Origin of the sequence: Duganella sp. BJB476 (genome assembly GCF_003416895.1) — a bacterium.
In the GTDB taxonomy this organism is placed as follows: domain Bacteria; phylum Pseudomonadota; class Gammaproteobacteria; order Burkholderiales; family Burkholderiaceae_D; genus Rugamonas.
The window spans coordinates 1,666,460-1,690,194 of sequence record NZ_QVIO01000001.1 but is presented as its reverse complement, the minus strand read 5'-3'; the positions used below and the strand labels follow the sequence as shown (position 1 = coordinate 1,690,194).

General features: G+C 60.3%; 22 protein-coding genes. 5 read left to right on the top strand and 17 right to left on the bottom strand.

The features are described 5' to 3' along the window. Window positions 1-7: 7 nt before the first annotated feature. Window positions 8-643, bottom strand: a complete 636-nt coding sequence (locus D0T21_RS07480) for a hypothetical protein (protein WP_116994316.1) — start codon at window positions 641-643, stop codon at window positions 8-10. A 92-nt stretch (window positions 644-735) separates the two neighbouring features. Between D0T21_RS07480 and D0T21_RS07475 the strand changes: the two genes are divergently transcribed. Beyond that, window positions 736-1,758: an AraC family transcriptional regulator gene (locus tag D0T21_RS07475; RefSeq protein ID WP_147328043.1), complete on the top strand. Its 1,023-nt coding sequence runs from the start codon at window positions 736-738 to the stop codon at window positions 1,756-1,758. Here the strand turns inward: D0T21_RS07475 and D0T21_RS07470 are convergent. The 7 genes from D0T21_RS07470 to D0T21_RS07440 form a co-directional block, all read right to left on the bottom strand. Beyond that, window positions 1,711-2,379 (bottom strand): DNA alkylation repair protein, encoded by a 669-nt coding sequence (locus tag D0T21_RS07470; protein WP_116990716.1) that lies wholly within the window; start codon window positions 2,377-2,379, stop codon window positions 1,711-1,713. The two genes, D0T21_RS07475 and D0T21_RS07470, sit on opposite strands and share 48 nt — an antisense overlap. Before the next feature lie 137 nt (window positions 2,380-2,516). Then, window positions 2,517-3,293 (bottom strand): peptidylprolyl isomerase, encoded by a 777-nt coding sequence (locus D0T21_RS07465; RefSeq protein ID WP_116990715.1) that lies wholly within the window; start codon window positions 3,291-3,293, stop codon window positions 2,517-2,519. Between the two features lie 103 nt (window positions 3,294-3,396). Further along, complete coding sequence (locus D0T21_RS07460; RefSeq protein WP_116990714.1) at window positions 3,397-4,176, bottom strand: peptidyl-prolyl cis-trans isomerase; 780 nt, start codon at window positions 4,174-4,176, stop codon at window positions 3,397-3,399. Window positions 4,177-4,298: 122 nt separating this feature from the next. Next, entirely contained in the window at window positions 4,299-4,583 is a 285-nt protein-coding gene (locus tag D0T21_RS07455; RefSeq protein ID WP_116990713.1) for a BolA family transcriptional regulator, read from the bottom strand. Continuing rightward, window positions 4,580-5,209: a septation protein A gene (locus D0T21_RS07450; RefSeq protein ID WP_116990712.1), complete on the bottom strand. Its 630-nt coding sequence runs from the start codon at window positions 5,207-5,209 to the stop codon at window positions 4,580-4,582. The genes D0T21_RS07455 and D0T21_RS07450 overlap by 4 nt, the downstream gene beginning before the upstream one ends. A gap of 13 nt (window positions 5,210-5,222) precedes the next feature. Further along, on the bottom strand, window positions 5,223-5,618 hold the full coding sequence (msrB, locus tag D0T21_RS07445) for a peptide-methionine (R)-S-oxide reductase MsrB (RefSeq protein ID WP_116990711.1): 396 nt from the start codon (window positions 5,616-5,618) through the stop codon (window positions 5,223-5,225). 14 nt (window positions 5,619-5,632) lie between these two features. Next, window positions 5,633-7,030, bottom strand: a complete 1,398-nt coding sequence (locus D0T21_RS07440) for a YdiU family protein (protein WP_373886677.1) — start codon at window positions 7,028-7,030, stop codon at window positions 5,633-5,635. A gap of 228 nt (window positions 7,031-7,258) precedes the next feature. Between D0T21_RS07440 and D0T21_RS07435 the strand changes: the two genes are divergently transcribed. Beyond that, window positions 7,259-8,905: a 3-(methylthio)propionyl-CoA ligase gene (locus D0T21_RS07435; protein WP_116990710.1), complete on the top strand. Its 1,647-nt coding sequence runs from the start codon at window positions 7,259-7,261 to the stop codon at window positions 8,903-8,905. Here the strand turns inward: D0T21_RS07435 and D0T21_RS07430 are convergent. The 7 genes from D0T21_RS07430 to D0T21_RS07400 form a co-directional block, all read right to left on the bottom strand. Next, window positions 8,884-10,308 (bottom strand): MDR family MFS transporter, encoded by a 1,425-nt coding sequence (locus tag D0T21_RS07430; RefSeq protein WP_116990709.1) that lies wholly within the window; start codon window positions 10,306-10,308, stop codon window positions 8,884-8,886. The genes D0T21_RS07435 and D0T21_RS07430 overlap by 22 nt on opposite strands. Then, window positions 10,305-10,754, bottom strand: coding sequence for a MarR family winged helix-turn-helix transcriptional regulator (locus tag D0T21_RS07425; RefSeq protein WP_116990708.1), 450 nt, complete (start codon window positions 10,752-10,754; stop codon window positions 10,305-10,307). Before D0T21_RS07425 ends, D0T21_RS07430 begins: the two co-directional genes overlap by 4 nt. A gap of 107 nt (window positions 10,755-10,861) precedes the next feature. Continuing rightward, window positions 10,862-11,554: a DUF4197 domain-containing protein gene (locus D0T21_RS07420; RefSeq protein WP_199538499.1), complete on the bottom strand. Its 693-nt coding sequence runs from the start codon at window positions 11,552-11,554 to the stop codon at window positions 10,862-10,864. Window positions 11,555-11,626: 72 nt separating this feature from the next. Next, window positions 11,627-13,147 carry a chemotaxis protein CheW gene (locus D0T21_RS07415; RefSeq protein ID WP_116990706.1) on the bottom strand — a complete coding sequence of 507 codons (1,521 nt, stop codon included), beginning with the start codon at window positions 13,145-13,147 and terminating at the stop codon, window positions 11,627-11,629. Next, window positions 13,134-13,670, bottom strand: coding sequence for a chemotaxis protein CheD (locus tag D0T21_RS07410; RefSeq protein WP_116990705.1), 537 nt, complete (start codon window positions 13,668-13,670; stop codon window positions 13,134-13,136). The genes D0T21_RS07415 and D0T21_RS07410 overlap by 14 nt, the downstream gene beginning before the upstream one ends. Before the next feature lies 1 nt (window position 13,671). After that, window positions 13,672-14,487: a protein-glutamate O-methyltransferase CheR gene (locus tag D0T21_RS07405; protein ID WP_116990704.1), complete on the bottom strand. Its 816-nt coding sequence runs from the start codon at window positions 14,485-14,487 to the stop codon at window positions 13,672-13,674. Window positions 14,488-14,489: 2 nt separating this feature from the next. Then, window positions 14,490-16,187, bottom strand: a complete 1,698-nt coding sequence (locus D0T21_RS07400) for a PAS domain-containing methyl-accepting chemotaxis protein (RefSeq protein WP_116990703.1) — start codon at window positions 16,185-16,187, stop codon at window positions 14,490-14,492. Between the two features lie 365 nt (window positions 16,188-16,552). Here D0T21_RS07400 and D0T21_RS07395 point away from each other — a divergent pair, with 365 nt between their 5' ends. From D0T21_RS07395 to D0T21_RS07385, 3 genes are all read left to right on the top strand, one after another. Further along, window positions 16,553-18,640, top strand: coding sequence for a 3-hydroxyacyl-CoA dehydrogenase NAD-binding domain-containing protein (locus D0T21_RS07395; RefSeq protein WP_116990702.1), 2,088 nt, complete (start codon window positions 16,553-16,555; stop codon window positions 18,638-18,640). Window positions 18,641-18,818: 178 nt separating this feature from the next. Then, window positions 18,819-19,469 (top strand): PEP-CTERM sorting domain-containing protein, encoded by a 651-nt coding sequence (locus D0T21_RS07390; RefSeq protein WP_116990701.1) that lies wholly within the window; start codon window positions 18,819-18,821, stop codon window positions 19,467-19,469. Window positions 19,470-19,632: 163 nt separating this feature from the next. Beyond that, complete coding sequence (locus D0T21_RS07385; RefSeq protein WP_147328042.1) at window positions 19,633-19,902, top strand: hypothetical protein; 270 nt, start codon at window positions 19,633-19,635, stop codon at window positions 19,900-19,902. A gap of 48 nt (window positions 19,903-19,950) precedes the next feature. On the opposite strand, the gene D0T21_RS07380 is transcribed toward D0T21_RS07385, so the two are convergent. Both D0T21_RS07380 and D0T21_RS07375 read right to left on the bottom strand, forming a co-directional pair. Continuing rightward, entirely contained in the window at window positions 19,951-21,819 is a 1,869-nt protein-coding gene (locus D0T21_RS07380) for a LamG-like jellyroll fold domain-containing protein (RefSeq protein WP_116990699.1), read from the bottom strand. A gap of 141 nt (window positions 21,820-21,960) precedes the next feature. Beyond that, window positions 21,961-23,658: an MFS transporter gene (locus tag D0T21_RS07375; protein ID WP_116990698.1), complete on the bottom strand. Its 1,698-nt coding sequence runs from the start codon at window positions 23,656-23,658 to the stop codon at window positions 21,961-21,963. Window positions 23,659-23,735: the final 77 nt, after the last annotated feature.

The window sequence follows — 23,735 nt, the reverse complement described above, 5'->3', positions numbered from 1 at the left end:
CCTTTTTTCATATCCAGCCCAGCAGGCCGCTGAAGACCGCCAGCGCCACCGTTACGCCGCCAGCCAGCGTCGCCACCACGCCGATCTGGCGCTTCAGCGACGTCATGTCGTGGACGCAGTAGGCGACGACGAAGAACGGCAGGTAGCCGATCAGCCAGATCAACCACGGCGCCCCCAGGTTCCATGCCGGCCACTCCCACACTAGCGCGCCGATGTGGTTCAGCCAGACCTCCACGCACACGCACAGCACTGAATTGACGGCCACCAGCAGCCAGCGGTTGTTGATGCCTGCGATCTTCAGCTTGCGGTCGGCGGGCAGCGTGCGCACCGCGTACAGGCCCATGATGGCGAACATGAAGCTGATTTCGATGTTCAGGCCGATCAGCAGCACATAGGCCGAGCCGTTCGGCGTGCTCCAGGCCGGTGCGAAGCCGGAGAAGTGGAATAGCAGGCCGTTCCAGATTTCATTGACCCAATCCATCAGCCAGAACGCCAGGCCCGCCAGCACCACATTCCAGCGTCTGGCGGCGGCTTGTTCGCCGTAGGCGTGGATCACCAGCAAAAGCAGGGGAATGACGTACCACTGAAAATGCGATGAGTTGCGTACCAGTTCCTGCGCCTGGGCGGCGGATGCTGCGATCATGGGTTCCTCCCGTGGTTGAAATGGAACGATGTTAGGCAAGACTGGCATTGCTGGCTTGACAATGCAGGTCATAATTTTTGACAATTCAGGCCATGAGCAAAACTACCCACGCCATTCCAGGCACTTACGTCCGCATGCTGTTCGATTACCTCGAAGGGCAAGGCCATGCTGCGGACGAGGTCCTGGCGGAGCCGGCGCCGGTGGCGGATGGCGGCGAGCTGTCCTATTCCGCGCAGCACTGGCGGATGCTGCTGGAGCGTGCCGCGCGGCATCTGGATGAGCCAGCGATCGGTTTGCGGGTCGGTGCAACCATCACGCCCGCGCATCTGGGGCCATTAGGCTACGTTCTGCTGGCATCCAGCGGCGTTCCGGCAGCATTGGAGCGTTACGTGCGCTACCAGCGCCTGGTGCACGACGTCAGCCCGGTCGGCTGGCGCCTGGACGGCGACGTGCTGGTGCTGGAGTGGAGCGCGGAGTCGCGCAACGTGGGTTTGCTGGTCAATCAGTGCGGCATGGCGGCGCTGGTGCAGTTTGCCCGCGACATCACCGGCACCGGCGTGTCGCCGTTGGCAGTGCACTTCGTGGAGGCTCAACCGGCCGACGTTGCGCCGTACTCCGCGTTCTTCCGTTGCCCGCTGGTATTTGGCGCCGAAACCACCAGAGTCGACTACGCGGCCGCTTTGCTGGCATTGCCGCTGCGGCAGCCTGATCCGGGTTTGGTGGCCATATTGGAGCGGCAGGTTCAAATCCGCGTGGCTGAATTACCGCAAAGAGATGACCTTGCCCAGCAGGTCCGCAGCTGTATCGCAGCCTGGTTGATCAAGGGTGAACCACTGCTGGATAATATCGCCGTTGAAATGCATATGTCAGGCCGCACGCTGCGCAGGAAGCTGGAGCAGGGCGGGTGGACATTCAGGGCTCTATTGGACGATACCCGCCTTCAAATGGCGCACGAATACTTCCGGGATAAACGCCTGGTATTGCCCGAGGTCGCATTGTTATTAGGCTATTCCGAACAAAGCGCTTTTAATCGGGCCTTTATGCGTTGGACAGGTGATACGCCGCGCCTATTTCGCCAGAAGATGTTTATTGGCCTCGCGATAACTCAGCGCTGAAAGCTGTTGTTTTTCTTTTAGCGTGAATACGCGAATTGCTTCCGGATCGTGCCGTGCATAATCCCGCAATGCCCAACCGATTGCTTTTTGTATGAAGAATTCCTTTTCCTGCGCAAGCGAGAGGGCGTAATTGAAAAGTCGATCTGTATCGACTTTATCGCGCCACCCCAGCTGATGCAATAAAGCGATCCGGCGTACCCACATATTCTCGTGTTTTACGGCTTGGTCCATGCCATCGTGGCGGAAGCGCAAAACATCGCCTATGATCGAAGCCAACGCGTCAACCGTATCCCACCATGATTTATGCTGCACCAATTCGAGCAGCTTGGGAATATGTGCGAGTTCCAATTCCTTGCTGTGCATGTCTAGCAGGTCGATCGCCACATACTGATATTCCCTTTGCGGCAACGCCCATAATTCGAAGGCGTAATGGAGGAGATTATCCGCTCCGCTGCCTTTTAATTGCTTTAACAAGGGCTTTGCAGCCAACCGGCGCTGCGGCGTTCCCACGCCCAAGAAATCAAACTGGTCGCGCATGTAGGCGCGCATGGCAAGGGTGCGGCCCGGTGTGGCGGCAGAGGCGAGGGCCGTGTCGAGAGCGGTGCGGAATTCGGAATTCATGCGGTAAGTATAGATGAAGCCCCGTAATCAAGCCAGAACTTGGCGCGTTCCAGCCAGATTCTGGCTTCAAAGCCTTTTGTGACCCAAATAAAAAAAGCGCCTCAATGAGGCGCTTTTTGAACAACCGAAAAACCAGATTACTGGATCTTGGCTTTCTTGGTCAGCTCGTCGCGGAAGGCGGCGATTTTACGTTGTTGCAGGGCTTCTGCTACCTGGCCTTTAACTTCTTCCAGCGAAGGCAGTTTGGTGGCGCGGGATTCTTCCAGTTTGATGACATGGAAGCCGAATTCGGTTTTAACCGGAGTCTGGGTAATCTCGCCGTTTTTCAGGGCAACCATCGCATCAGCGAAAGGCTTGACCAGTTTGCCTGGAGTCATCCAGCCCAGATCGCCGCCGTTATTGGCCGAACCGTCTTTCGATACTTTAGCCAGTTCTTCGAATTTACCGCCGGCTTTCAGCTTGGCGATAATATCTTTGGCTTCCTGTTCGGTCGCTACCAGGATATGACGCGAGTGATATTCTTTCTCGCCCATGGCAGCTTTATACTTGTCGTATTCAGCTTTGATTTCGGTATCTTTAACCGGATTTTTTTTAACGTAGTCAGCCAGCATCGCGTTGATGATAATGCTTTGACGGGCGTTTTCAATTGCCGCCTTGACTTCAGCCTTGGTGCCGAAACCTTGTTTATCCGCTTCCTGGATCATTACTTCACGGCCGATCAATTCTTTCTTGACCATTTCGCGCAGCTGCGGGCTATCAGGCTGCTGGCCTTGCGAGACCACTTGCTTGACCATTTGATCTACTTTGGCGGCTGGAATAGCTTTGCCATTCACGGTCGCGACGTTTTGCGCGTATGCCGGTGCTGCAACGGCAGCGATCAGTGCTAACAACAGGTGGGCTGGCTTCAACATCATTATTAAATCCTATAAAAAAACAAGAAATCGCACTCGGGCGGTGCATTGTACCGACGCAGAATTAAAAACGGCGCCCCGCAGGGCGCCGCCTTCATCTATAACATTACTGCACTTTTGCTTTCTTGACCAGTTCTTCCTGGTAGGCTTGCAGTTTCTTCTGGGCCAGTGCTTCCGCAACTTGCGGCTTCACTTCTTCCAGGGTAGGCAGCTTGGCTGCGCGGATGTCGTCCACTTTGATTACGTGGAAGCCGTTCGGGGTTTGAACTGGCTTCTCGGTAACCTGGCCTTTTTGCAGGCCAACGAAAGCAGCCGAGAACGCTGGTGGGAAGGACGATGGTACTGCCCAATCCAGATCGCCGCCGTTGGCTGCGGAACCGGTGTCTTTCGATGCTTTTGCCAGTTCTTCGAATTTGGCGCCGCCTTTGATCTTGGCGATCACGTCGTTCGCTTCAGCTTCGGTAGCCATCATGATGTGGCGTACGTGGTATTCCTTGTCGCCGTTCTGGGCCACGAAGCGGTCGTATTCTGCCTTGATGTCGGCATCCGAAACCGGGTTCTTCTTCATGTAGTCGCCGACCAGTGCGTTGACGATGATGGCCTGGCGAGCGTTTTCGATTTGCGTCTTGACCGTTGCATCTTTACCGAAACCTTGTTTTTCCGCTTCCTGCATCATCACTTCACGGCCGATCAGGTCTTTCTTGATCAGATCGCGCAGTTGTGGCGAATCAGGCTGCTGGCCTTGGGCAACAACTTGCTTGACCACAGCGTCCACGCGCGAGGTTGGGATGGCTTTGCCATTAACTACGGCAACGTTTTGTGCGAAAGCAGGTACGGCGGCAACGGCGAGAAGTGCAATCAGCAAACTGGCTGGCTTGAAAGTCATTATTAATTCCTGTAAGGGGAAAGTTTTAGCGAAATTGCCTGGGCAGGAGTTGGATCAGCTATCAGTCTTTGTGCTCAATTATTTTGAAACCGATAGCGACCGTTCCCAGTCCAAGCGCTACATCATACTTCGGACGGAGCCAATGCGGTAATGGCCAATGCATGAATTTCTTTATGCATCATATCGTGCACGGAATCATACACGAGTCGATGTCTTGTGACGAGTTTGAGCCCCTCGAATTGTAACGAAACAATTCTAACGTTGTAATGACCCCCACCCGAGGCGGCTCCGGCATGGCCGGCGTGCAACGCCGAGTCGTCGTCCAGCGTCAGTTCCAGCGGCGCCAGGGCGGCCTGGAAGCGGCTGCGCATGCGCTCCATGCGGCTGTCTTTATCGATTCCGCTCATGCTTCATCCTTCATGTGGCGCGACAGATAGATGGTTTGACCGATGATAAAGACAAACATGATCGCGGTCGAACCAAACGCTTTAAAACTGACCCACGAACTGGTGTCGCCTTTAAACAATACGAAGGCCAGATACCAGTTGAGGAAGCCCATTGCGACAAAGAAACTGATCCATGCCAGGTTGAGGCGGCTCCATATCAGGTCCGGCAATTGGATGATTTCTTCCATCGACTTGCGCATCAGATTCTTTTTAAAGACGAACTCGCTTATCAGCAGGCCGGATGCAAAGAACCAATAGACAATGCTCAATTTCCATTTGATGAAATCCTCATCATGCAGGTAAATGGTCAGGCCGCCGAAGAATACAAACATGGTCAGCGAGAACCACAGCAGGAAGTCGACCTTGCGCCCGCGCAGCTTGATGTACGCGATCTGCGCCATCGTCGCCAGGATGCCGATCAGCGTGGCGATCACGATCGGCGCCTGGTCCGGCGTCACCGTGCCGCCGGAGACGATGCCGCTCAGGTAGGTGTTGATGAAGTGCTGGGAGGCTTCGGCGTTCCAGCCCGACAGCTTGTAGGACGCGAAGAACAGCAGCACCGGGATCAGGTCGAACAGAAATTTCATGGTGTCTCAAACGTTATTGTGGGTCGAAGCGCAGTGAGGCCGAATTGATGCAATAGCGCAATCCGGTTGGCGGAGGTCCGTCCGGGAACACATGGCCCAGATGGGCGTCGCACACCGCGCAAATGATTTCGGTGCGCAGCATACCATGGGTGCGGTCGGTTTTTTCGATGACATTGGCGGGATCGAGCGCTTCAAAGTAGCTCGGCCAGCCGCAGCCGGAATCGAATTTGGCGTCAGAGCGGAACAGGGGCGTGTCGCAGCAAACGCAGGTGTAGATGCCGTGTTCGTGGTGATCCCAGAACTTGCCGGTAAAAGCCCGCTCGGTGGCGGCGTGCCGCGTGACTTGATATTCCATAGGGTCCAGCATGGCGCGCCATTCGGCGTCGGATTTGCTAACTTTATTGCTCATGGCTTAGTGCTCGCTTAAGAAGAACAGCTTACTTCAAGATGGCTTGCCCAGTCAGGGGGCAAGGCGGCGTATTGATCGTGCTCAGGCTGTTCGTCGTATGGGCGCTGCAAAACTGACAGCAAACGCTCCACTTCAGTAAAGTCCTTATTTTGTGCTTTTTCAATGGCAACTTGAGCCAGGTAATTACGCAGCACGTATTTGGGGTTGACCTGGTCCATCGCAAGCTTGCGCGCGGCGTCGTCGCTGGCCTCGGCTTGCAGGCGGGCGCGGTACTGCATGGCCCAGGCGTCGAAGGCCGGGCGGTCGATGAACAGGTCGCGCAGTGGCTCGTCGCCGCTGGCATCGGCCGACTTCAGGCCGCTCAGTCGCCGGAAGAAGAGGGTGAAATCGACGCTGTTGGCTTGCATCAGCGCGAACATGGCGTCAAATAGCGTGCGATCGGCATCGGTGTGCTTAGCCAGCAAGGTCAAGCCCAGCTTGGCGTGCAGCAGTTCGTCCATCTTGGCGGCGAACTCCGGCTGGTAGACGTCCAGCGCGGCCTGGGTTTCGTCCACTTCGCCGATCAGCGGCAGCAGCGCCTGGCCCAGCGCGTAGCAATTCCAATGGCCTACCTGCGGCTGGTTGGCGTAGGAATAGCGCCCCTGCTGGTCGGTGTGGTTGCAGATGTGGTCGGAATCGAAGGCTTCCATGAAGCCGAACGGGCCGTAATCCAGCGTCAGGCCGAGGATGGACATGTTGTCAGTGTTCATTACGCCGTGCATGAAGCCCACCGCTTGCCAATGGGCGATCATGTGCGCGGTGCGGCGCGTGACTTCGGCCAGGAATGCCTTGTAAGAATTGGCTTCCGCGCGCAACTCCGGATAAAAACGGTCGATGACGTAGTCGGCAAGCTGTTTCAGCTCGTCGTTCTTGTTACGGTAGAACCAGTGCTCGAACGAACCGAAGCGCACGAAGCTGGGCGCCATGCGCACCACCACGGCCGAGGTTTCCACGGTCTCGCGCATCACGCCCTGGTCCGAACCGGCCACCGACAGCGCGCGCGAGGTCGGGATGCCCAGGCCGTGCATCGCTTCCGAGCACAGGAACTCGCGAATCGACGAGCGCAGCACGGCGCGGCCGTCGCCCATGCGCGAGTAGGGAGTCAGGCCGGCGCCTTTCCATTGCAGTTCCATCGGACCTTCGGCAGTGGCGACGTCGCCGAACAACATGGCGCGGCCGTCGCCCAGCTGGCCGGCCCACACGCCGAACTGGTGGCCGGAATACACGGCGGCCAACGGCAGCGCGCGTTCCGGCGCGGCATTGCCGGCCAGGACGTCGAGGCTGTCGGCGACCTGTTCAGGCGTCAGCCCGACCAGCGCAGCGGCTGGCGCGCTGACGGCGACCAGATAAGGCGCCGGCAGCGGGGTAGGCATCAGGCGGGTGTAAAAAGCGGGCGGCAGGGACGCGAAGGAATTGTCCAGCGGCAGTTTAGAGGCAGTAATAGCAGTTCCCGTTTCGCAGTAAGGCCCCGCAGGGCGTGAGCTTGCGATTTTACCGCAGCAAGCGAGTGCTGCGGTGCAGCATCGAAATGCATTGACGGTCTGCGCACGGGCATTCCAAACTCGTTCATATAAAACCAACTTTTCCAGGAGCCCGCATACATGTATCCACAGAGTCCGCTGATGGGCCAGATGATGAATCAGCCGCTGCTCGTGTCCAGCATCCTGGACTTCGCGGCGCGGCACTATGCCAACAGCGAGATCGTTTCGCAGCGGGTTGAAGGCGACCTGCACCGCTACACCTTCCGCGATTGCCAGCGGCGCGCCAAGCGTCTGGCCAACGCCTTGCACGGACTGGGCGTGCGCATGGGCGATCGCGTCGCCACGCTGGCCTGGAACGGCTACCGCCATCTGGAAGCCTACTACGGCGTATCCGGCTCGGGCGCCGTGCTGCACACGCTGAACCCGCGCCTGCATCCCGACCAGCTGGCCTACATCTGCAATCACGCGGAAGACCAGTACCTGATGTTCGATTTCTGCTTCCTGCCGCTGGTGGAAGCGTTCGCGCCGTTGTGCAAGGGCGTCAAGGGCTTCATCCTGTTCGGCGCCGCCGACCGCATGCCGGCCGAGACCAAGATCCCCAATCTGCTGTGCTACGAAGACTTGATCAACTCCCATTCGGACGAATACGAATGGCCGCTGTTCGACGAGAATTCAGCCTGCACGCTGTGCTACACCTCCGGCACCACCGGCAATCCCAAGGGCGCGCTGTACTCGCACCGCTCGACCGTGCTGCACGCTTACGGCTCCGCGATGCCGAATGCGCTCAACGTCTCCTCGCGCGATACGGTGATGCCGGTGGTGCCGATGTTCCATGTGAATGCCTGGGGCTTGCCGTACTCGGTGCCGCTGTCGGGCGCCAAGATGGTGTTCCCCGGTCCGGCGCTGGACGGCAAGTCGGTCTACGAATTGATGGAAAAAGAAAAGGTCACGTTCTCGGCCGGCGTGCCGACCGTGTGGCTGGGACTGATCAACTACGCGATGCAGAACAAGCTGAAGTTCTCGACCTTCCGCCGCACCGTGATCGGCGGCTCGGCCTGTCCGCCGGCGATGATGAGCACGCTGATCGAAGAGTTCGACGTCGAGGTGATCCATGCTTGGGGCATGACGGAAATGTCGCCGCTGGGAACCGCCGGCGGCCTGTTGACCAAACACCTGGCAATGAGCAAGGAAGAGCAGCGCAAGATCCTGCAGAAACAGGGCCACGCGATCTACGGCGTCGACATGAAGATCGCCGACGACGATGGCAAGGAATTGCCGTGGGATGGCGTCAGCTACGGACACCTGATGGTCAAGGGGCCGTGGATCATCTCGCGCTACTTCAAGGACGAAGGCGGCGACGTGCTGGAAGACGGCTGGTTCCCGACCGGCGACGTGGCCACCATCGATCCCGACGGCTTCATGCAGATCACCGACCGCAGCAAGGACGTCATCAAGTCCGGCGGCGAATGGATAGGCACCATCGACCTGGAGAATGTCGCCATGTCGCACCCGGCGGTGATGCAGGCTGCCTGCATCGGCGTCGCCCATCCGAAGTGGGATGAACGGCCTTTGCTGGTGGTGGTACTGCGGCCGGGGCAGGACCTCAACCGTGAGGACCTGCTGGCCCACTTCCAGGGCAAGGTCGCCAAGTGGTGGCTGCCCGACGACGTGGTGTTTGCCGATGCGCTGCCGGTCGGCGGCACCGGCAAGATCCAGAAAAACAAGCTGCGCGAACAGTACCGGGACTATCGCTTGCCGACTGTTTGAATTGGTAGTTCGGGCAGGAACGTCAGCATCAGCAAGCCCAGGCCGACCAGCACCGTGCCGGTGGTGAAGATGCTGGCGATGGCGTCGCGATAGATGTCGGCCGTCGCGGCTTGTCCGTGCAGGCGCTGCGCCAGGATCGCGCCGGAACCGGTCACACCGATGAGTCCGCCAAGTGAACGGAAGAAAGCCAGCATCGCCGTGCCGACGCCGCGCCGCGTGGCGGGCAGGGCGTTCTGCACCGCCATCGTCATGTTGGGCATCACCAGGCCGAGGCCGGCGCCCAGCACGAAGATAGCCGGCTCCAGCACCAGGTAGCCCGCCGAGTGCGCGATGCCCCAGGCCAGCACCGCGAACGCCAAGGTCGCCAGGCTCAGGCCCATGGTCTGCGCCGGCTTGTAGCGGCCGCCGGACTTGGCCAGCACGCGGCCGTTGAAGGACGATGCAATCACCAGACCGACCATCATCGGCATGGTGAGCAGGCCGGAATGGGCCGGGCTGACGCCCATCACCATCTGGAACAGCAGCGGGAAGAACACGCTCGAACCCATCATGCCGACGAAGGTCAGCGCCAGCACCACGCTGGCGACGTTGAACACGCGGCTGTGGAACAGGTCGGGTGGCAGCACCGGCTCCGGCACGCGCCGCACGTGCCACAGCAGGGCGGCCGTCAACGCCAGCGCTAGCAAGCTCAGGTATTTCACTTCGCTGGAATCCCACGGCCACTGCGTGCCGCCCAAGGCCAGCACCAGCAGCGCCGCCGTGACGCCGCCGGTCAGCAGCACCGAGCCCAGGTAGTCGATCTTGTGCTCGCGGTGCGGGCTGGTGTGGTGCAGAGATTTCGAGATCACATACAGCGCCAGCGCGCCCATCGGCAGGTTGACGTAGAAGATCCAGTGCCACGACAGCCAACTGGTCAGCAAGCCGCCCACCACCGGTCCGAGCACGCTGGTGACGGCGTACACGGCGGCGATGCTGCCCTGGCGCTTGCCGCGCTCGGCGGGCGGTATCAGGTCGCCGATGACGATCTGCGCCAGTGGCAGGAAGCCGCCCGCGCCCATGCCCTGGATCGCGCGGAAGACGATCAGTTCGGTCATATTCTGCGCCAGCCCGCACAGGGCCGAGCCGATCAGGAAAGTGATGATCGCGGTATACAGCAAGGGTTTGCGGCCGTACTGGTCGCTCAGTTTGCCGTACAGCGGCATGGTGGCGGTGGACGCCAGCATGTAGGCCGTCACCACCCACGACAGGTGGGCCATGCCGCCCAGCTCGGAGACGATGCGCGGCAGCGCGGTGGCGACGATGCTCTGGTCGAGCGAGGCCAGGCCGATCATGATGACCAGGCCCATGTAGATGGCGCGGATTTCTTTGGCCGTGACCGGCGCGGTATCTGTATGCATCGTCATTCGCCGATCTCGTTGAGGTATTTAATCGCATCGCGCAGCGCCTGCGCGCCTTCCGGTTGCAGTTGCGCCAGCTTGCGGGCCAGCCAGTCGAGGCGGCGGCTGCGAATGTCTTCCAGCACTGCGGCACCCTGCGGCGTCAGCAGCAGGCCGACGCGGCGGCGGTCCTCGGGATTGGGCGCGTCGCGCCGCACCAGGCCGGCGTTTTCCAGCGCCTTGATATGGCCGCTCATGGTCGGGCCGCGCAGCTTTTCCATGCGCGCCAGCTCGGCCACGCCGATGCCGGGCGTCTGGCTGATGGTCGACAGCAGCAGCTTGTGCTGCAAAGTCAGGCCGTGCGGATCGCTGTCGCCCTCCTGGCGGATGCGGCGGAACACGTGGTGCAGGGCGCTCCTCAGCTCGTCGGCCAGCGCGATGGCGTCCTTGGGGATGGCGGGTTCTTTGGTCATGGCATTCAATATAGGTAGGCTACCTATCTATATTAAGCCATGGCGGGCCGGACATCAAGCCAAAAAAAAAGCCCGGCGAACCGGGCTGAGGGGGAGGAGACTTGCTTTTACTTGAGGGCGCCGAACACCTTGCCGATCAGCTTGCTACCGGCGCCGAGCGGATCGGCGCGGATGGCTTTTTCTTCTTCGCCTATCATCGTGTACAGGCCGTCCAGCGCGCGCTGGGTCACGTAGCCTTCGACCGTGGTCTGTTCCTTGGCCAGCACGCCCAGCTTGGGCGCCATCGCCATCGCGGTGTTGTACTTGTTGGCCAGGTCGGAGCGGTCGGTGACCTTTTTCACGATCGGCAGGAACTGCACCGCCAGTTTCGGCGAGGTCTTCTCGCGGAAGAAATCAGTCACCGAGGTGTCGCCGCCGGTCAGGATATTCTTGGCGTCGGTGATGCTCATGGACTTGACGGCGTCCACCAGCAGCGGCTTGGCCATCGGCACCGCCGCCTCGGCCGCGTGGTTCATCTGCACCACCAGGTCGTCGAGCTGCTGGCCCTTGCCGGTCATCTTCAGCAGCGGACGCGCCTGCTCCAGGATCTTCGGCAACGGGATGCGCACTTTCTCATTGTTGAGGAAGCCGTTCTCCGCGCCCAGCTTGGCAACCGCCATCGACGAGCCTTTGTCCAGCGCCGCCTTGAGTCCGCCGGTGGCGTCCTGGTTGCTCAGATCGGCCAGCGAGAGCGCATAGGCGCTGGCCGCGGCCAGGGTCAGTGGAAGCAGCAGGGCGATGGCACGGCGGGACAAAGTCATGGACATGGTAAAACCTCAAAAGTTGGCCAGGCCGGCGGTTGCCAGCATGCCGCTACTTTACCGCAGCGCCGCCTACGCCGCCAGCGCCGGCAGCTCGCGCGCCAGCCGTTGCAGCAGGCGGTCGCATTCGAACACGCTGAGCGTCTTGTGGCTGTCGCCTTCGCCTTCGATGTCGATCACCTCGTCCATCTCGCTGCGCGGATCGCCTTGCACGCCGGGGTTACGCAGGATCTTGGGCGCCGCAAAACGGCGGCTGTCGCTGATGGTCATGATGTTCTCGACCGCGTCCACCATCAGGCCATACAGGTCTTCGCCGCGTTCGACGATCAGGATCTTGGCCTGGTCGGCGTTGTCGAGCTGCGGCATGTGGTACAAGCTGCGCAGGTCGATCACGCTGATCATCTGCTGGCGCAGGTTCAGCATGCCGCGCATGAAGGCCGGCATGCCGGGCGGGCGCGTGATGTCGCCGGAGAAGTCGATGATCTCGCGCACCTGCTTGATCTCCACCGCGTAGGTGTTCTCCAGCGCGAAGGTGATGTAGACCTGGCGCTGGCTGCGGCGCGGATCGCGGTCGGTCTTGGCGGCTTCGTCCTTCGGATACAGGCTGGCGTGGCCGGCGCGCATCTCCTTGATCTCGTTGCTGCTGAAGATTTCGTGGTGGTTGAGGAAGATGATGTCGCCCAGCTCGGGCTTGGAGATGCAGCCGCCGAACATGCCGGCGCGGGCCTTGCTCAGCAGCGGAATCGCCATCACTTCCTCGCTGTAGAAGTTGACGATGTTGTCGACCGAATCGACCAGGAAGCCGATGGTGGCGTCGTCAATGCGGGCGATGACGATGCGCTGGTCGGGCAGGAACTCGCGCTGCGCCGGCGCCGGCGCGGAGTTCGAGTTCAGCAGCGTGCTGAAGTCGACCACGGCCACCTGACTGCCGCGAAAGTTGATGCGCCCCAGGCACAGCGCGCTGTTCAGCACCGAGGCCTGCAATTCCGGCACGCGGATGATTTCCTGGATCGCGCTCATCTCGAAAGCGAACGACGACGTGCCGACGCGGAAGCTGACGCACTGGCGCCGCTCGCCCTGGTTGCGGCGCGCGGTCTGGCGCTGCGCGCCTTGCAGCGCCAGCACCTGCGGCACGTTTTCGATGCGCACCAGCGCGGCCGGGTCCAGCACCTGCACCAGGCGCGCGCCGTCGTCGAGCAGGATGGTGCCGGCCACCACGCCGTGCACGTCGCCGTTGGCGTAGCTCAGGTTGCTGCGCTGCTCTGGCCGCACGCGCAGGATTTCGCCGGTTTCATGGAACAGTATGCCCACCAGCACACCTTGGAAATCGAGGATGGCGATCTTGTCGCTGGCCTCGGCGGCGCGCGCCTCCGGCCGGAACACCCGGCCCAGGTTGACCACCGGGATCACCACGCCGCGCAAGGTGAACACGCCTTCGAGGAAGGCCGGCGACAGCGGCAGCACGCTGATCTTGGCGGGATAATTGACCACTTCGCGGATGCAGATCGCCGGCAGGGCGAACTCGTCGCCCTCCAGCACGAAGGAGCCGAACAGTTCGGTGGCGGGTGCTGCGGCGCTGTTAGTGGCGTGCATAGATGCTGTCCTGTGGTGTGGCGACGATTTCGGTGACGGCAAAACTCTGGGTGGCGCAATCGACGGTCAAGGTGCGGCCGCATCTGCCGCCCAGCCGGCAATAGCTGACGTTGAGCCCGCATTCGCGCAGGTATTTGTGGGCGGCGGCGGCATTTTGCTGGCCGACATGCAGCCTGGGCGCCTGGCGCTTGAACATATTGGCGCCGCCGGCCACCACCACCTCGATGTCGGGATAATCGGCCTCGGTCGCGCCCATCAGGCGCAGCAACGACGGCACGGCCTGGCTGACATAGCGCGCCCCGGTTTCGCACTGGCGGTCCGGCGCTTCCGGCAGCAGGCAGTGGGCCAGGCCGCAGCAGCCGCGCTTTTTCCACAGGAAGGCGATGCCGACGCAGGAACCCAGCAGCGCTTGCAACTGGCCGCTGTGGGCGCCGATCTCCAGTTTTCCCATTGGTACTTGCAAGCAGCCGGGCGCGGCCGGCGCGCTGAGCTGGTTGATGAAGTCGAGGGCGTTGGTTTCCATGTCACACCGTATAAATCATAGGCCGCTCGTACTGGTAGGCCGTGTCGAGCCCGCCAATCGATTCGGATTCCCCCAGGATCAACCGGGAGTGGGGCGCCATGCTGTGGCGGGCTTGTTTCAGGACGGTCTCCTGGTGTTCCTGGTCGAAGTAGATCAGCACGTTACGCAGGAACACCAGGTCGAACTGCTTGTGCGGCTTGAGCGGCACCAGCAGGTTGTGCTGCGCCAGTTCCACATGCTGTTTCAGCGCGTCGACCACGCGCAGGCCCTTGCCGCCGGGCTTGAAGTATTTTTTCACCCATTCCGGGTGCGACAGCAGGATGCGTTCCACCGAACGGCCGCTGTACTCGCCGGCGCGGGCCAGTTCCAGGATCTGTTGCGAGATATCGGTGGCGTGGATGCGGTAGCTGAAGCCGGGATGGGCGGCCTGGAATTCCTCGCACAGTATCGCCATCGAATACAGCTCTTCGCCGCTGGATGCGGCGGCGGACCAGATATGCAGCCGCCGTCCCCGGTGCGCCGCCCACCACGCGGGCAGGAACTCCTGCTCGACGTAGTCCCACACCTGCTGCGTGCGGAAGAACAGCGTGTCGTTGGTGGTGACCAGGTCGATAAAGTGCGGAATCTCGCCCCGGTCCTGCTCCACCTTGTCCAGGTAGGCCTGGTAGCTGACGATCTCCAGCGCCTGCATGCGCGGGCGCAGGCGCCGTTCCAGCAAGATGCTTTTGCGCTCGGTCATCGCGATGCCGGTGTGCTTGCGCACCAGCGCGATGAGCGCGGTCAGCGTTGCCGGAGGGAGTCCCGCGCCGATGCTCACGCCTACACCACGAAGCCGGCCACGGTCTTGTTCAAATCGCCGGCGCGCTGGTTCAAGCCTTCCGTTGAGCGGGCGATGCTGTCGCAGGCGGCGGCCGATTTCTCGGCCTCCTCGGCGATGTACTGCACCGCCGTACTCACTTCGCGCGCCGTCAGCAGCTGCTCGTTGGTGGCGCTGGAGATGTCGGAGATCGCCACCGTGGTCTTGGCCACGCCGGCGACGATCTTGTCGAAGGCGTCGCTGGCCTGGCGCGAAATCTCGCTGCCGGCCGAGACCCGCTTGACCGACTCGTTGATCAGCTTGGAAATTTCCTTGGTGGCCTGCGACGAGCGCTCGGCCAGCTTGCGCACCTCGTCGGCGACCACCGAGAAGCCCAGGCCGTGCTCGCCGGCGCGGGCCGCTTCGATGGCGGCGTTGAAGGCCAGCATATTGGTCTGGTTGGCGATCTCGCTGATCACCTTGACGATCTCGCCGATGTCTTCCGACGAGCGGTTGATCAGGTCCATCGCCTCGATCGACTTGGCCACGGCCTTGGCGCCGGCCTGGGCTTCCTGCTGGGTGGCCTTGGCCAGGGTGTCGGCGTCGTTGGTGTTCTGGGCGATGGTGTTGATGGAATTGGTCAGGCCGTCGATGGAGGCGTTCATTTCCTCCACGGTGGCGCCCAGCGCCTGGGTGCCCACGGCCACGCCGTTGGAGCGCTCGGCGATGGTGGTCGAGGCGTCCGCCAGGCCGTTGGCCGAGGCCACCACGTCGCTGATGACCTTGCGCAGGTCGGTGATCATCTTGCTGATGCCTTCGGCCAGGTGGTCCAGCGGTTCGTCGCCGTCGATGACGATCTTGCTGGTCAGGTCGCCGGAGGCGGCGCGACCCACCGAGTCCAGCAGGCGCTTGATCTTGGCGCCGTCCGATTCGGCCTTGGCCGCCACCGAATTCTCCAGGTTGACCTGGTCGGTGATATCGCTGGCGAACTTCACCACTTTATACGGCTTGCCATTCAGGTCCAGCACAGGATTATAAGTCGCCTGTATCCATATGGTTTTACCATTATTGCCAATTCGTTTATAGCGACCGCTATCGAACTCGCCACGATTCAGCTTTTGCCAGAATCTCTTGTATTCCGAACTATTCGCATATTCGGTTTCGCAGAACATGCGGTGGTGTTCGCCCTTAATATCGTCCAGGACATAACCCATGGTATTGAGGAAATTTTCATTGGCATTCAATACATGGCCGCTCATGTCGAACTCAATCACCGCCTGGGCCTTGGAGATGGCGGCGACCTTGCTTTCGTACTCGGCGCTCTTGATCTTGCTGTCGGTGATGACAGTGGCGAACTTGATCACCTTGTAGGCCTTGCCGTCGGCATCGATGATCGGGTTGTAGGAGGCATTGATCCACACTTCGCGGCCGCCCTTGGCCATGCGCTTGTAGTCGCCGCGGTCGTATTCGCCGCGCCCCAGGCGGGCCCACAAGTCCTTGTATTCCGGGGTCTTGGCGTACTCGGGATCGCAGAAGATCGAGTGGTGCTTGCCCTGGACTTCCTCCAGCGTGTAGTCGACCGTTTTCAGGAAGTTTTCGTTGGCGTGCAGGATGGTGCCGTCGAGGTCGAACTCGATCAGCGCCTGTACCCGGTTCAGCGCCGTATTAATAGCTTGAATATCAAGATCTTGTGATTTGATTACCTGGCTATGCGCGTCCATATAGAGTCCTGTTATATTTGGAGAGAATTAATAGGCGTGAAATATTTGAGGTACTGGTGGATTCAGCTGAACTTATTATTAATCCGAATTTGAGCCAAAACAAGAACCTATTTTAATTTTTTGATGCACGTGTATTTAATTTTCCACGTGGAATTAACATAGGGATATCCTATGGCGAGAATTTCGCATATTTAAAAAGTATTTTCTCGGCAATCAAAAGCGCTGGCAAAAACGGCAAGTTTGCTTGGCTGCCCGCCGGGCCATCCTGTACCATGTTGTGAGGTCAATAAAAAAAATAATACGACCGTTCTTTTATGCGGTATAGTGAGTGGGCTGAGGTTCCCACTAAAACATAAGGAAGAGACATGACTGCTGAATATCAAGTCCGCGGCACGGTTGCCGTCATCACGCTGAACAATCCGCCGGTCAACGGCCTGGGCCTGGCCACCCGCACGGCGGCGGTCAAGGGCATCCAGCAGGCGCTGGCGGACGACGCCGTCAAGGCCATCGTCATCACCGGCGCCGGCAAGGCCTTCTCGGGCGGCGCCGACATCAAGGAATTCAATTCGCCGAAAGCGCTGGCCGAGCCCAGCCTGCACACGCTGATCGCCACCGCCGAAAGCTCGACCAAGCCGGTGGTCGCCGCCATCCACAGCGTCTGCATGGGCGGCGGGCTGGAGCTGTCGCTGGGCTGCCACTACCGCGTGGCGATGCCGGGCGCGCAGATCGCGCTGCCGGAAGTCAAGCTGGGCCTGCTGCCGGGCGCCGGCGGCACGCAGCGCCTGCCGCGCGTGCTGGGCCTGGAAATGGCGTTGAACATGATCGTCTCCGGCACCCCGGTGCTGTCCGACAAGCTCGCCAACACCGCGCTGTTCGACGCCGTGTTCGCCGCCGACGCCGACCTGGTCAGCTCGGCCGTGGCCTTTGCCGAAACCATCGCCGATGCGCGTCCGCTGCCGAAAGTGCGCGACCGCAAAGTCGACTACCCGAACCACGAAGCCTTCCTGCAATTCTCGCGCAACACGGTGAAGGCCATGTCCGGCCCGTTCCCGGCGCCGCTGGAGTGCGTGGAAACCGTGGCCGCCTCGGTCACGATGAAATTCGAGGACGGCATGAAGTTCGAGCGCGAACGCTTCCTGCACCTGATCCAGACCACCGAATCGAAAGCGCTGCGCCACGCCTTCTTCGCCGAGCGCGTCGCCAGCAAGGTGCCTGACGTGCCGGCCGATACGCCGGTGCGCGCCATCAAGCAGGCCGCCGTGATCGGCGCCGGCACCATGGGCGGCGGCATCGCCATGAACTTCCTGAACGCCGGCATCCCGGTGGTCATGCTGGAAACCCGCCAGGAAGCGCTGGACAAGGGCTTGGCGACGATCCGCAAGAACTACGAAAACACCATGAAGAAGGGCAAGCTGACGCAGGAGAAGTTCGACCAGCGCATGGCCCTGGTCAGCGGCACGCTGGCGTATGAAGACATCGGCCAGGCCGACATCGTGGTCGAAGCCGTGTTCGAGGAGATGGGCGTCAAGGAAGCCGTGTTCCGCAAGCTGGACGAAGTGATGAAGCCGGGCGCCATCCTGGCCTCCAACACCTCGACCCTGGACCTGAACCAGATCGCCAGCTTCACCAAGCGTCCGCAGGACGTGATCGGTACGCACTTCTTCAGCCCCGCCAACGTGATGAAGCTGCTGGAAATCGTGCGCGGCGCGCAGACCGGCAAGGATGTGCTGGCCACCGCGCTGGCGCTGTCGAAAAAACTCAAGAAGACCGGCGTGGTGTCGGGCGTGTGCGACGGCTTCATCGGCAACCGCATGATCGAGCAGTACAGCCGCCAGGCCGGCTTCCTGCTGGAAGAGGGCGCCTTGCCGGAGCAGGTCGACAAGGCGGTCGAGAAGTTCGGCTTCGCCATGGGACCGTTCCGCATGGGCGACCTGGCCGGCAACGACATCGGCTGGGCCATCCGCAAGCGCCGCTATGTGGAGAAGCCGGAAATCAGCTACTCCAAGACCGCCGACCTGCTGTGCGAGATGGGCCGCTATGGCCAGAAGACCGGCGCCGGCTGGTACGACTACAAGGCGGGTGACCGCAAGGCCTACCCGAACGAGCAGGTCAACGCCATGATCGTGCAGCACTCGGCCGATATCGGCGTGGCGCGCCGCAAGATCAGCGACCAGGAGATCGTCGAACGCCTGGTGTATTCGATGGTCAACGAGGCGGCCCATATCCTGGAAGAGGGCATCGCCCTGCGCGCCTCGGACATCGACATGGTCTACCTGACCGGCTACGGCTTCCCGCTGTTCCGCGGCGGCCCGATGTTCTACGCCGACACGGTGGGCTTGCCGAACGTGCTGGCGGCGATCAACAAGTACGCCCAGGGCCACCAGGGCGGCGCCTGGAAGCCGGCGCCGCTGCTGGTCAAGCTGGCCGAAGAGGGCAAGGGTTTCAATAGCTGATACACGTTGTCTGAAAAAGCTCACATGCACAAAAAATTTCCGTTGCATGTGAGCATTTCTCTCCAATTGTTGCTATACTTCCTTCAAAGCAGCAAACCATCTTCGAAGCCCTAAAAAACGGTTCGAGTCGCAGCGTGAAGTACACGTTACAACCCAAACTTAAATTTTAGAGGCCTTCATGAAACGCACCATCATTGCCGCAGCAGTGGCATTCGCAGCAATTTCCTCCGCACACGCAGCCAGCATCAATGGCCTGTTCAACACCGGCACCGGTGCGAACGGCAGCGGCGACACGCACTACACCTTGAACGCAGCCAGCAGCGATACCGTCATCGGCAACACCACGCCGGTGATCACGCTCGACAATGTCTGGCCGATCAGCCCATGGCTGGCCAATGACGGCGTATCGAAATGGATTACGCCAACCGCGACGCAAGGCCAGAGCTTTGACGCCTACAGTGCCGGCACTTATACCTACACGCTGTCGTTCGACCTGACCGGCTATAACGCCAGCACTGCGGCCTTCAGCGGCCGCTTCGCCGCCGACAACGACGCCGTGGTCAAGCTGAACAACCAGGTCATCGCCAGCGGCGCCGGCTTCACCGGCTGGACCGCCTTTGGCGCCGGCAGCGGTTTCCAGTCCGGCGTCAACACCATGCAATTCGTCGTCGGCAACTGGGCGCTAAACGGCGGCAATCCGACCGGCCTGCGCGTCGAGTTCTTGTCCTCCAATGTTGCCGCCGTCCCTGAACCATCGAGCTGCGCCATGTTGTTGACAGGGGCTCTCCTGTTGGGCGTGGTCGCTCGCCGTCGTATACAAGTTCGATAAAATTGCCGCTTTCCCGTTTAAGCGCTTCGGCCGCCTTTCATGGCGGCCTTTTTTTGCTCGGATTAACGACCAAGCTATATCGCGCGCTAAATTCCACCAGGCGCAATTGCAATAATTGCATTGTTGTGATACGTTCTCATTTTGACATCCACCGAGGGTAGATATGAAACCAGCCAATCTGTCGCCGTCTGCACAGCAGCGACGCCGTCTTCTCATGCAAGGCGCGGCGTTCGCCGTAGCGACTGCTAGCTGCGGCCTGATTGCGTCGAGGCACGCGAAATCGCTCTTGGCGTCGGACCAGGCGATTAACCAGGGCACGCCTGCGCAGGACTTGAGCGCACTGGTGCGCAGCGGTCAGTCTGTTCCGGTCGAGCAGTTCTTTTCTTCACCCGAGAATTTCGCTCATTTCCTGAAACTGACCGGGGCTGCGTAACGGCGCGACATGCAGCAAGCTGCATGTCGTCCGTCAGTTTTGCCGGATTTAGCTGAAGGAAATCAGGTTCCTGTCCGGCGCGAAAGTCCCGTCGTTAGCATTAATGACATCCTTGAAGTCGCCGTTCAGGCGCCACCGCCCCGCAGCATTGACTACCTGTCCGCTCACCCCGTAGTCGAAGACTTCCTGCGGGGACAGCACGCGGTCATACAAAACGATGTCTGAGACTTTCCAGCTTACGATAGCCCCGTTCGAAGTCAGGCTCGTTCGCCCGATCTGAATGGCGCCCAGACCGTCGACATTGGACCATGGAAGCGCAGGCTGCGTATATCCCATCAGGAAGTCGTTGACATAGAGCGCAATGCGCGAATTGGCGTCCACAGTGAAAGTGATGCGCGTCCAGGTATCGAGGACATCTGTTCGACCTTTATTACCGGCGTCGATGCCCACCGATTTCCCGTCAAATAACTGTATGAAGGCGTTGGCGTCGACGGAGAGTCCGTTTTTATAGATGACCCAGCCGCGTGCATCGGCGTTGACCGCGCCCGAGACCCGGCGGATGAGGGGGCCTTCGGTCGCCAGTGACGTGGCGCTCTGATTGATGCTGAAAGAGATGGAAAAATTTGTCGACGGACAGAGCGCCGCTTTGGGTGCGATGGTGAAGTAGCACCACTGTGACGAGGTATTGGTGAACGTGGCCGAACTGGCAAAGAAAATGCTGTTCAATTTACGGTTGACCAGGGCGTCTGGCGGCGCTACCCGTGAGCGGTCGAGCACGGCGGTGATGGCCGCGAATACGTCCGCACGCAGGTTGTTGTCGCCGGCATCGGTGACCAGCACATTCCACGGCTTCAAATCCGACACGCTGCCGCTGTTCCATACCCAATAGCACGCAAGCTGCACGCCGGTGCGATAGAAGTTTTGCAGCAAAGTCGACAGATTGTGCTGCGTGGTGTCCTGCAGCGCCGCTTCGTCATTTGTGGTCATGCCGAAGCTGCCCACATAATATGGCTTGCCCAAATCGCTGGCCAGTTTTTGCATCACCTTCAGGTAAGGCAACGAGCAAGAAGTGAAATCCGCCCGCAATGCACTGTTCTGGCCGGATACCGGCGCTACGCCACTGCTGAAGTACTCGCTATTGAGGAACAGGTTTTCGCAGAGCGTATCGATCGGGCTTGGATTCATCGCGCGGACGATCTCGACATGTTCGTCGATCGTATATTTCCGTGGATCGAAGTGCGGCCGCGCCTCATTGCCGGAGGAGATCATGCGCTGCAGTACGTCCTGCCCCCGTATGGCTTCAGCAATTTCCTTCAGCACAGCTGGCGCCGTGTTGTAGTCCAGGCCCGTGTTCAGTGTGATTTCCTGGCCCGCCATCCAGGCGGCGATACCCGTATGGTCTTTGTACCTGGCGACGAAGGCCGCGGCAAAAGCGCGCAGGTAGTTTCTGGATTTGGAATCGCTTTGCAGCAATGCGCTTTTGTCCTCGCCGACCAATTGGGGAATGGCCAGGATGTTCCAGAACGGGCAGGCGATGATGCCGATGTTGTGCGCCTTGGCGGCATCGAGGAAGTTCTGGACGGCATCCCAATAGGATTGATTGATTTTGAGGTCGCTGACGGAATTGCCGTTGAAGCTGGGCTGGCCCACCACGGGACCCCAGGCCAAACTACTGCCCAGGCCTGAAAATGGCGCAATCATTACCTGCAGGTATTTAATGCCTTTCGACTGAAGAAAGACGAAGTCTTCAGGGTAGTCGGGATTGCTCGGTCCAGTTACGCCTTTGCTCGTCGCCGACCAGGCCCGTCGCTCAAGGTAGCTGTATGCATTCAAGCCGATAGTGGCAACAGGTCCGGTGTTGAGTCCGTCATTGTTGTACTCCTGCATGACTCCGTTTTCGATCTTGATATATGGCATGACGTCCCTAGCTGTGAATTGTGGCGCGGTATTAAAAGCTTAAGTTTATCAATAATTTAATGACTGTAGGACAAAGTTTTCTGGCGACGTAAAAAAAATAGCCGCCATCGCTGGCGGCTATTTCGGGCTAAGCGTAGCGGCTTAGTCGTTGGCGTAGATGTTGTTGTCCTTGGTTTCACCGACGAACAGCGCGCCGATCACAGCCGTGATCAGGGCGACGATGATCGGATACCACAGGCCGTAGTAGATGTCGCCCTTGAACGCCACCAGCGCGAACGAGATGGTCGGCAGCAGGCCGCCGAACCAGCCGTTACCGATGTGGTAAGGCAGGGACATCGAGGTGTAGCGGATGCGGGTAGGGAACATCTCCACCAGCATGGCGGCGATCGGGCCGTACACCATGGTCACATACAGCACCAGGATGAACAGCACCGCCACCACCATCGGCTTGTTGATCTGCGTGTCGTCAGCCTTGGCGGGATAGCCTGCCGCCTTGATGGCTCCGCCGACTTCCTTCTTCAGCGCGGCTTCGGCATCCTTGCTGGCCTTGTCGAAGTTCAGACCGTCAACCGTCATGGTGGCGTTGAAGGAAGTGATTTCCTTGTCGCCCACCTTGATCTTGGCGACGCTGCCGGACGGCGCCTCTTGCGTGGTGTAGTTCACCGAGGCGTTGGACAGCATGCCGGCGGCGATGTCGCACGACGAAGGGAATTTCTTGGTCGCTGTCGGGTTGAACAGGAAGTGGCACGATGCCGGATCGGCGACCACCACCACAGGCGAGTTCTTCAGTGCTGTTTCCAGCGCCGGATTGCCGTAGTGGGTCAGCGCGCCGAACAGCGGGAAGTAGGTCGCCGCGGCCAGCACGCAGCCGCCCAGGATAATCCACTTGCGGCCGATCTTGTCCGACAGGATGCCGAAGAAGATGAAGAACGGCGTCGCCAGTGCCAGCGACAGGGCGGTCATGATGTTGGCGCTGGCGCCGTCGATCTTCAGCACCTGGGTCATGAAGAACAGCGCGTAGAACTGGCCGGTGTACCACACCACCGCCTGGCCCATGGTCAGGCCCAGCAGCGCCAGGATCACGACTTTCAGGTTGCGCCACTGGCCGAAGGCTTCGCTCAGCGGTGCTTTCGAGGTCTTGCCTTCGGCTTTCATCTTGGCGAAGGCCGGCGACTCATTCATCGACAGGCGGATCCACACCGAAACACCCAGCAGCAGCACCGATACCAGGAACGGCACGCGCCAGCCCCAAGCGGCGAACTCTTCCTCGCCGACGGCGGTGCGGGTACCCAGAATCACCAGCAGCGACAGGAACAGGCCCAGCGTCGCGGTGGTCTGGATCCACGAGGTGAACGAGCCGCGCTTGCCGTGCGGCGCATGCTCGGCCACGTAGGTGGCCGCGCCGCCGTACTCGCCGCCCAGCGCCAGGCCCTGCAGAATGCGCAGCGAGACCAGGATGATGGGCGCCGCGATGCCTATCGCAGCGTATCCGGGCAAGAGGCCGACAATGAAGGTGGAGGCGCCCATGATCAGGATGGTGATCAGGAAGGTATATTTACGGCCGATCATGTCGCCGAGACGGCCGAACACCAGCGCGCCGAACGGACGCACAATGAAACCGGCGGCAAACGCCAGCAGTGCGAAAATGAAGGTGGTGGTCGGTTCGCCGATGAAGAACTGCTTGGCGATGATAGGAGCGAGCGAACCGTACAGATAGAAATCGTACCATTCGAAAACCGTCCCCAGCGAGGAAGCAAAGATCACCTTGCGTTCTTCCGGCGTGATGGCCGTGGACTTGGGCAGGTTGCGCGGATCGGCAGTGCCTGATGATGTCGTCATTATTGTCTCCTGTAATTTTTTGGATTTCCCCAGCCGAGATAGTTACATTTTCGTCAGCTTGAGCGCAGTGTGTACCG

Coding starts and splice junctions, on each gene's coding strand:
- D0T21_RS07480 (WP_116994316.1), bottom strand. CDS start 643: ATGATCGCAGCATCCGCCGCCCAGGCGCAGGAACTGGTACGCAACTCA.
- D0T21_RS07475 (WP_147328043.1), top strand. CDS start 736: ATGAGCAAAACTACCCACGCCATTCCAGGCACTTACGTCCGCATGCTG.
- D0T21_RS07470 (WP_116990716.1), bottom strand. CDS start 2,379: ATGAATTCCGAATTCCGCACCGCTCTCGACACGGCCCTCGCCTCTGCC.
- D0T21_RS07465 (WP_116990715.1), bottom strand. CDS start 3,293: ATGATGTTGAAGCCAGCCCACCTGTTGTTAGCACTGATCGCTGCCGTT.
- D0T21_RS07460 (WP_116990714.1), bottom strand. CDS start 4,176: ATGACTTTCAAGCCAGCCAGTTTGCTGATTGCACTTCTCGCCGTTGCC.
- D0T21_RS07455 (WP_116990713.1), bottom strand. CDS start 4,583: ATGAGCGGAATCGATAAAGACAGCCGCATGGAGCGCATGCGCAGCCGC.
- D0T21_RS07450 (WP_116990712.1), bottom strand. CDS start 5,209: ATGAAATTTCTGTTCGACCTGATCCCGGTGCTGCTGTTCTTCGCGTCC.
- msrB (WP_116990711.1), bottom strand. CDS start 5,618: ATGAGCAATAAAGTTAGCAAATCCGACGCCGAATGGCGCGCCATGCTG.
- D0T21_RS07440 (WP_373886677.1), bottom strand. CDS start 7,030: ATGCCTACCCCGCTGCCGGCGCCTTATCTGGTCGCCGTCAGCGCGCCA.
- D0T21_RS07435 (WP_116990710.1), top strand. CDS start 7,259: ATGTATCCACAGAGTCCGCTGATGGGCCAGATGATGAATCAGCCGCTG.
- D0T21_RS07430 (WP_116990709.1), bottom strand. CDS start 10,308: ATGACGATGCATACAGATACCGCGCCGGTCACGGCCAAAGAAATCCGC.
- D0T21_RS07425 (WP_116990708.1), bottom strand. CDS start 10,754: ATGACCAAAGAACCCGCCATCCCCAAGGACGCCATCGCGCTGGCCGAC.
- D0T21_RS07420 (WP_199538499.1), bottom strand. CDS start 11,554: ATGACTTTGTCCCGCCGTGCCATCGCCCTGCTGCTTCCACTGACCCTG.
- D0T21_RS07415 (WP_116990706.1), bottom strand. CDS start 13,147: ATGCACGCCACTAACAGCGCCGCAGCACCCGCCACCGAACTGTTCGGC.
- D0T21_RS07410 (WP_116990705.1), bottom strand. CDS start 13,670: ATGGAAACCAACGCCCTCGACTTCATCAACCAGCTCAGCGCGCCGGCC.
- D0T21_RS07400 (WP_116990703.1), bottom strand. CDS start 16,187: ATGGACGCGCATAGCCAGGTAATCAAATCACAAGATCTTGATATTCAA.
- D0T21_RS07395 (WP_116990702.1), top strand. CDS start 16,553: ATGACTGCTGAATATCAAGTCCGCGGCACGGTTGCCGTCATCACGCTG.
- D0T21_RS07390 (WP_116990701.1), top strand. CDS start 18,819: ATGAAACGCACCATCATTGCCGCAGCAGTGGCATTCGCAGCAATTTCC.
- D0T21_RS07385 (WP_147328042.1), top strand. CDS start 19,633: ATGAAACCAGCCAATCTGTCGCCGTCTGCACAGCAGCGACGCCGTCTT.
- D0T21_RS07380 (WP_116990699.1), bottom strand. CDS start 21,819: ATGCCATATATCAAGATCGAAAACGGAGTCATGCAGGAGTACAACAAT.
- D0T21_RS07375 (WP_116990698.1), bottom strand. CDS start 23,658: ATGACGACATCATCAGGCACTGCCGATCCGCGCAACCTGCCCAAGTCC.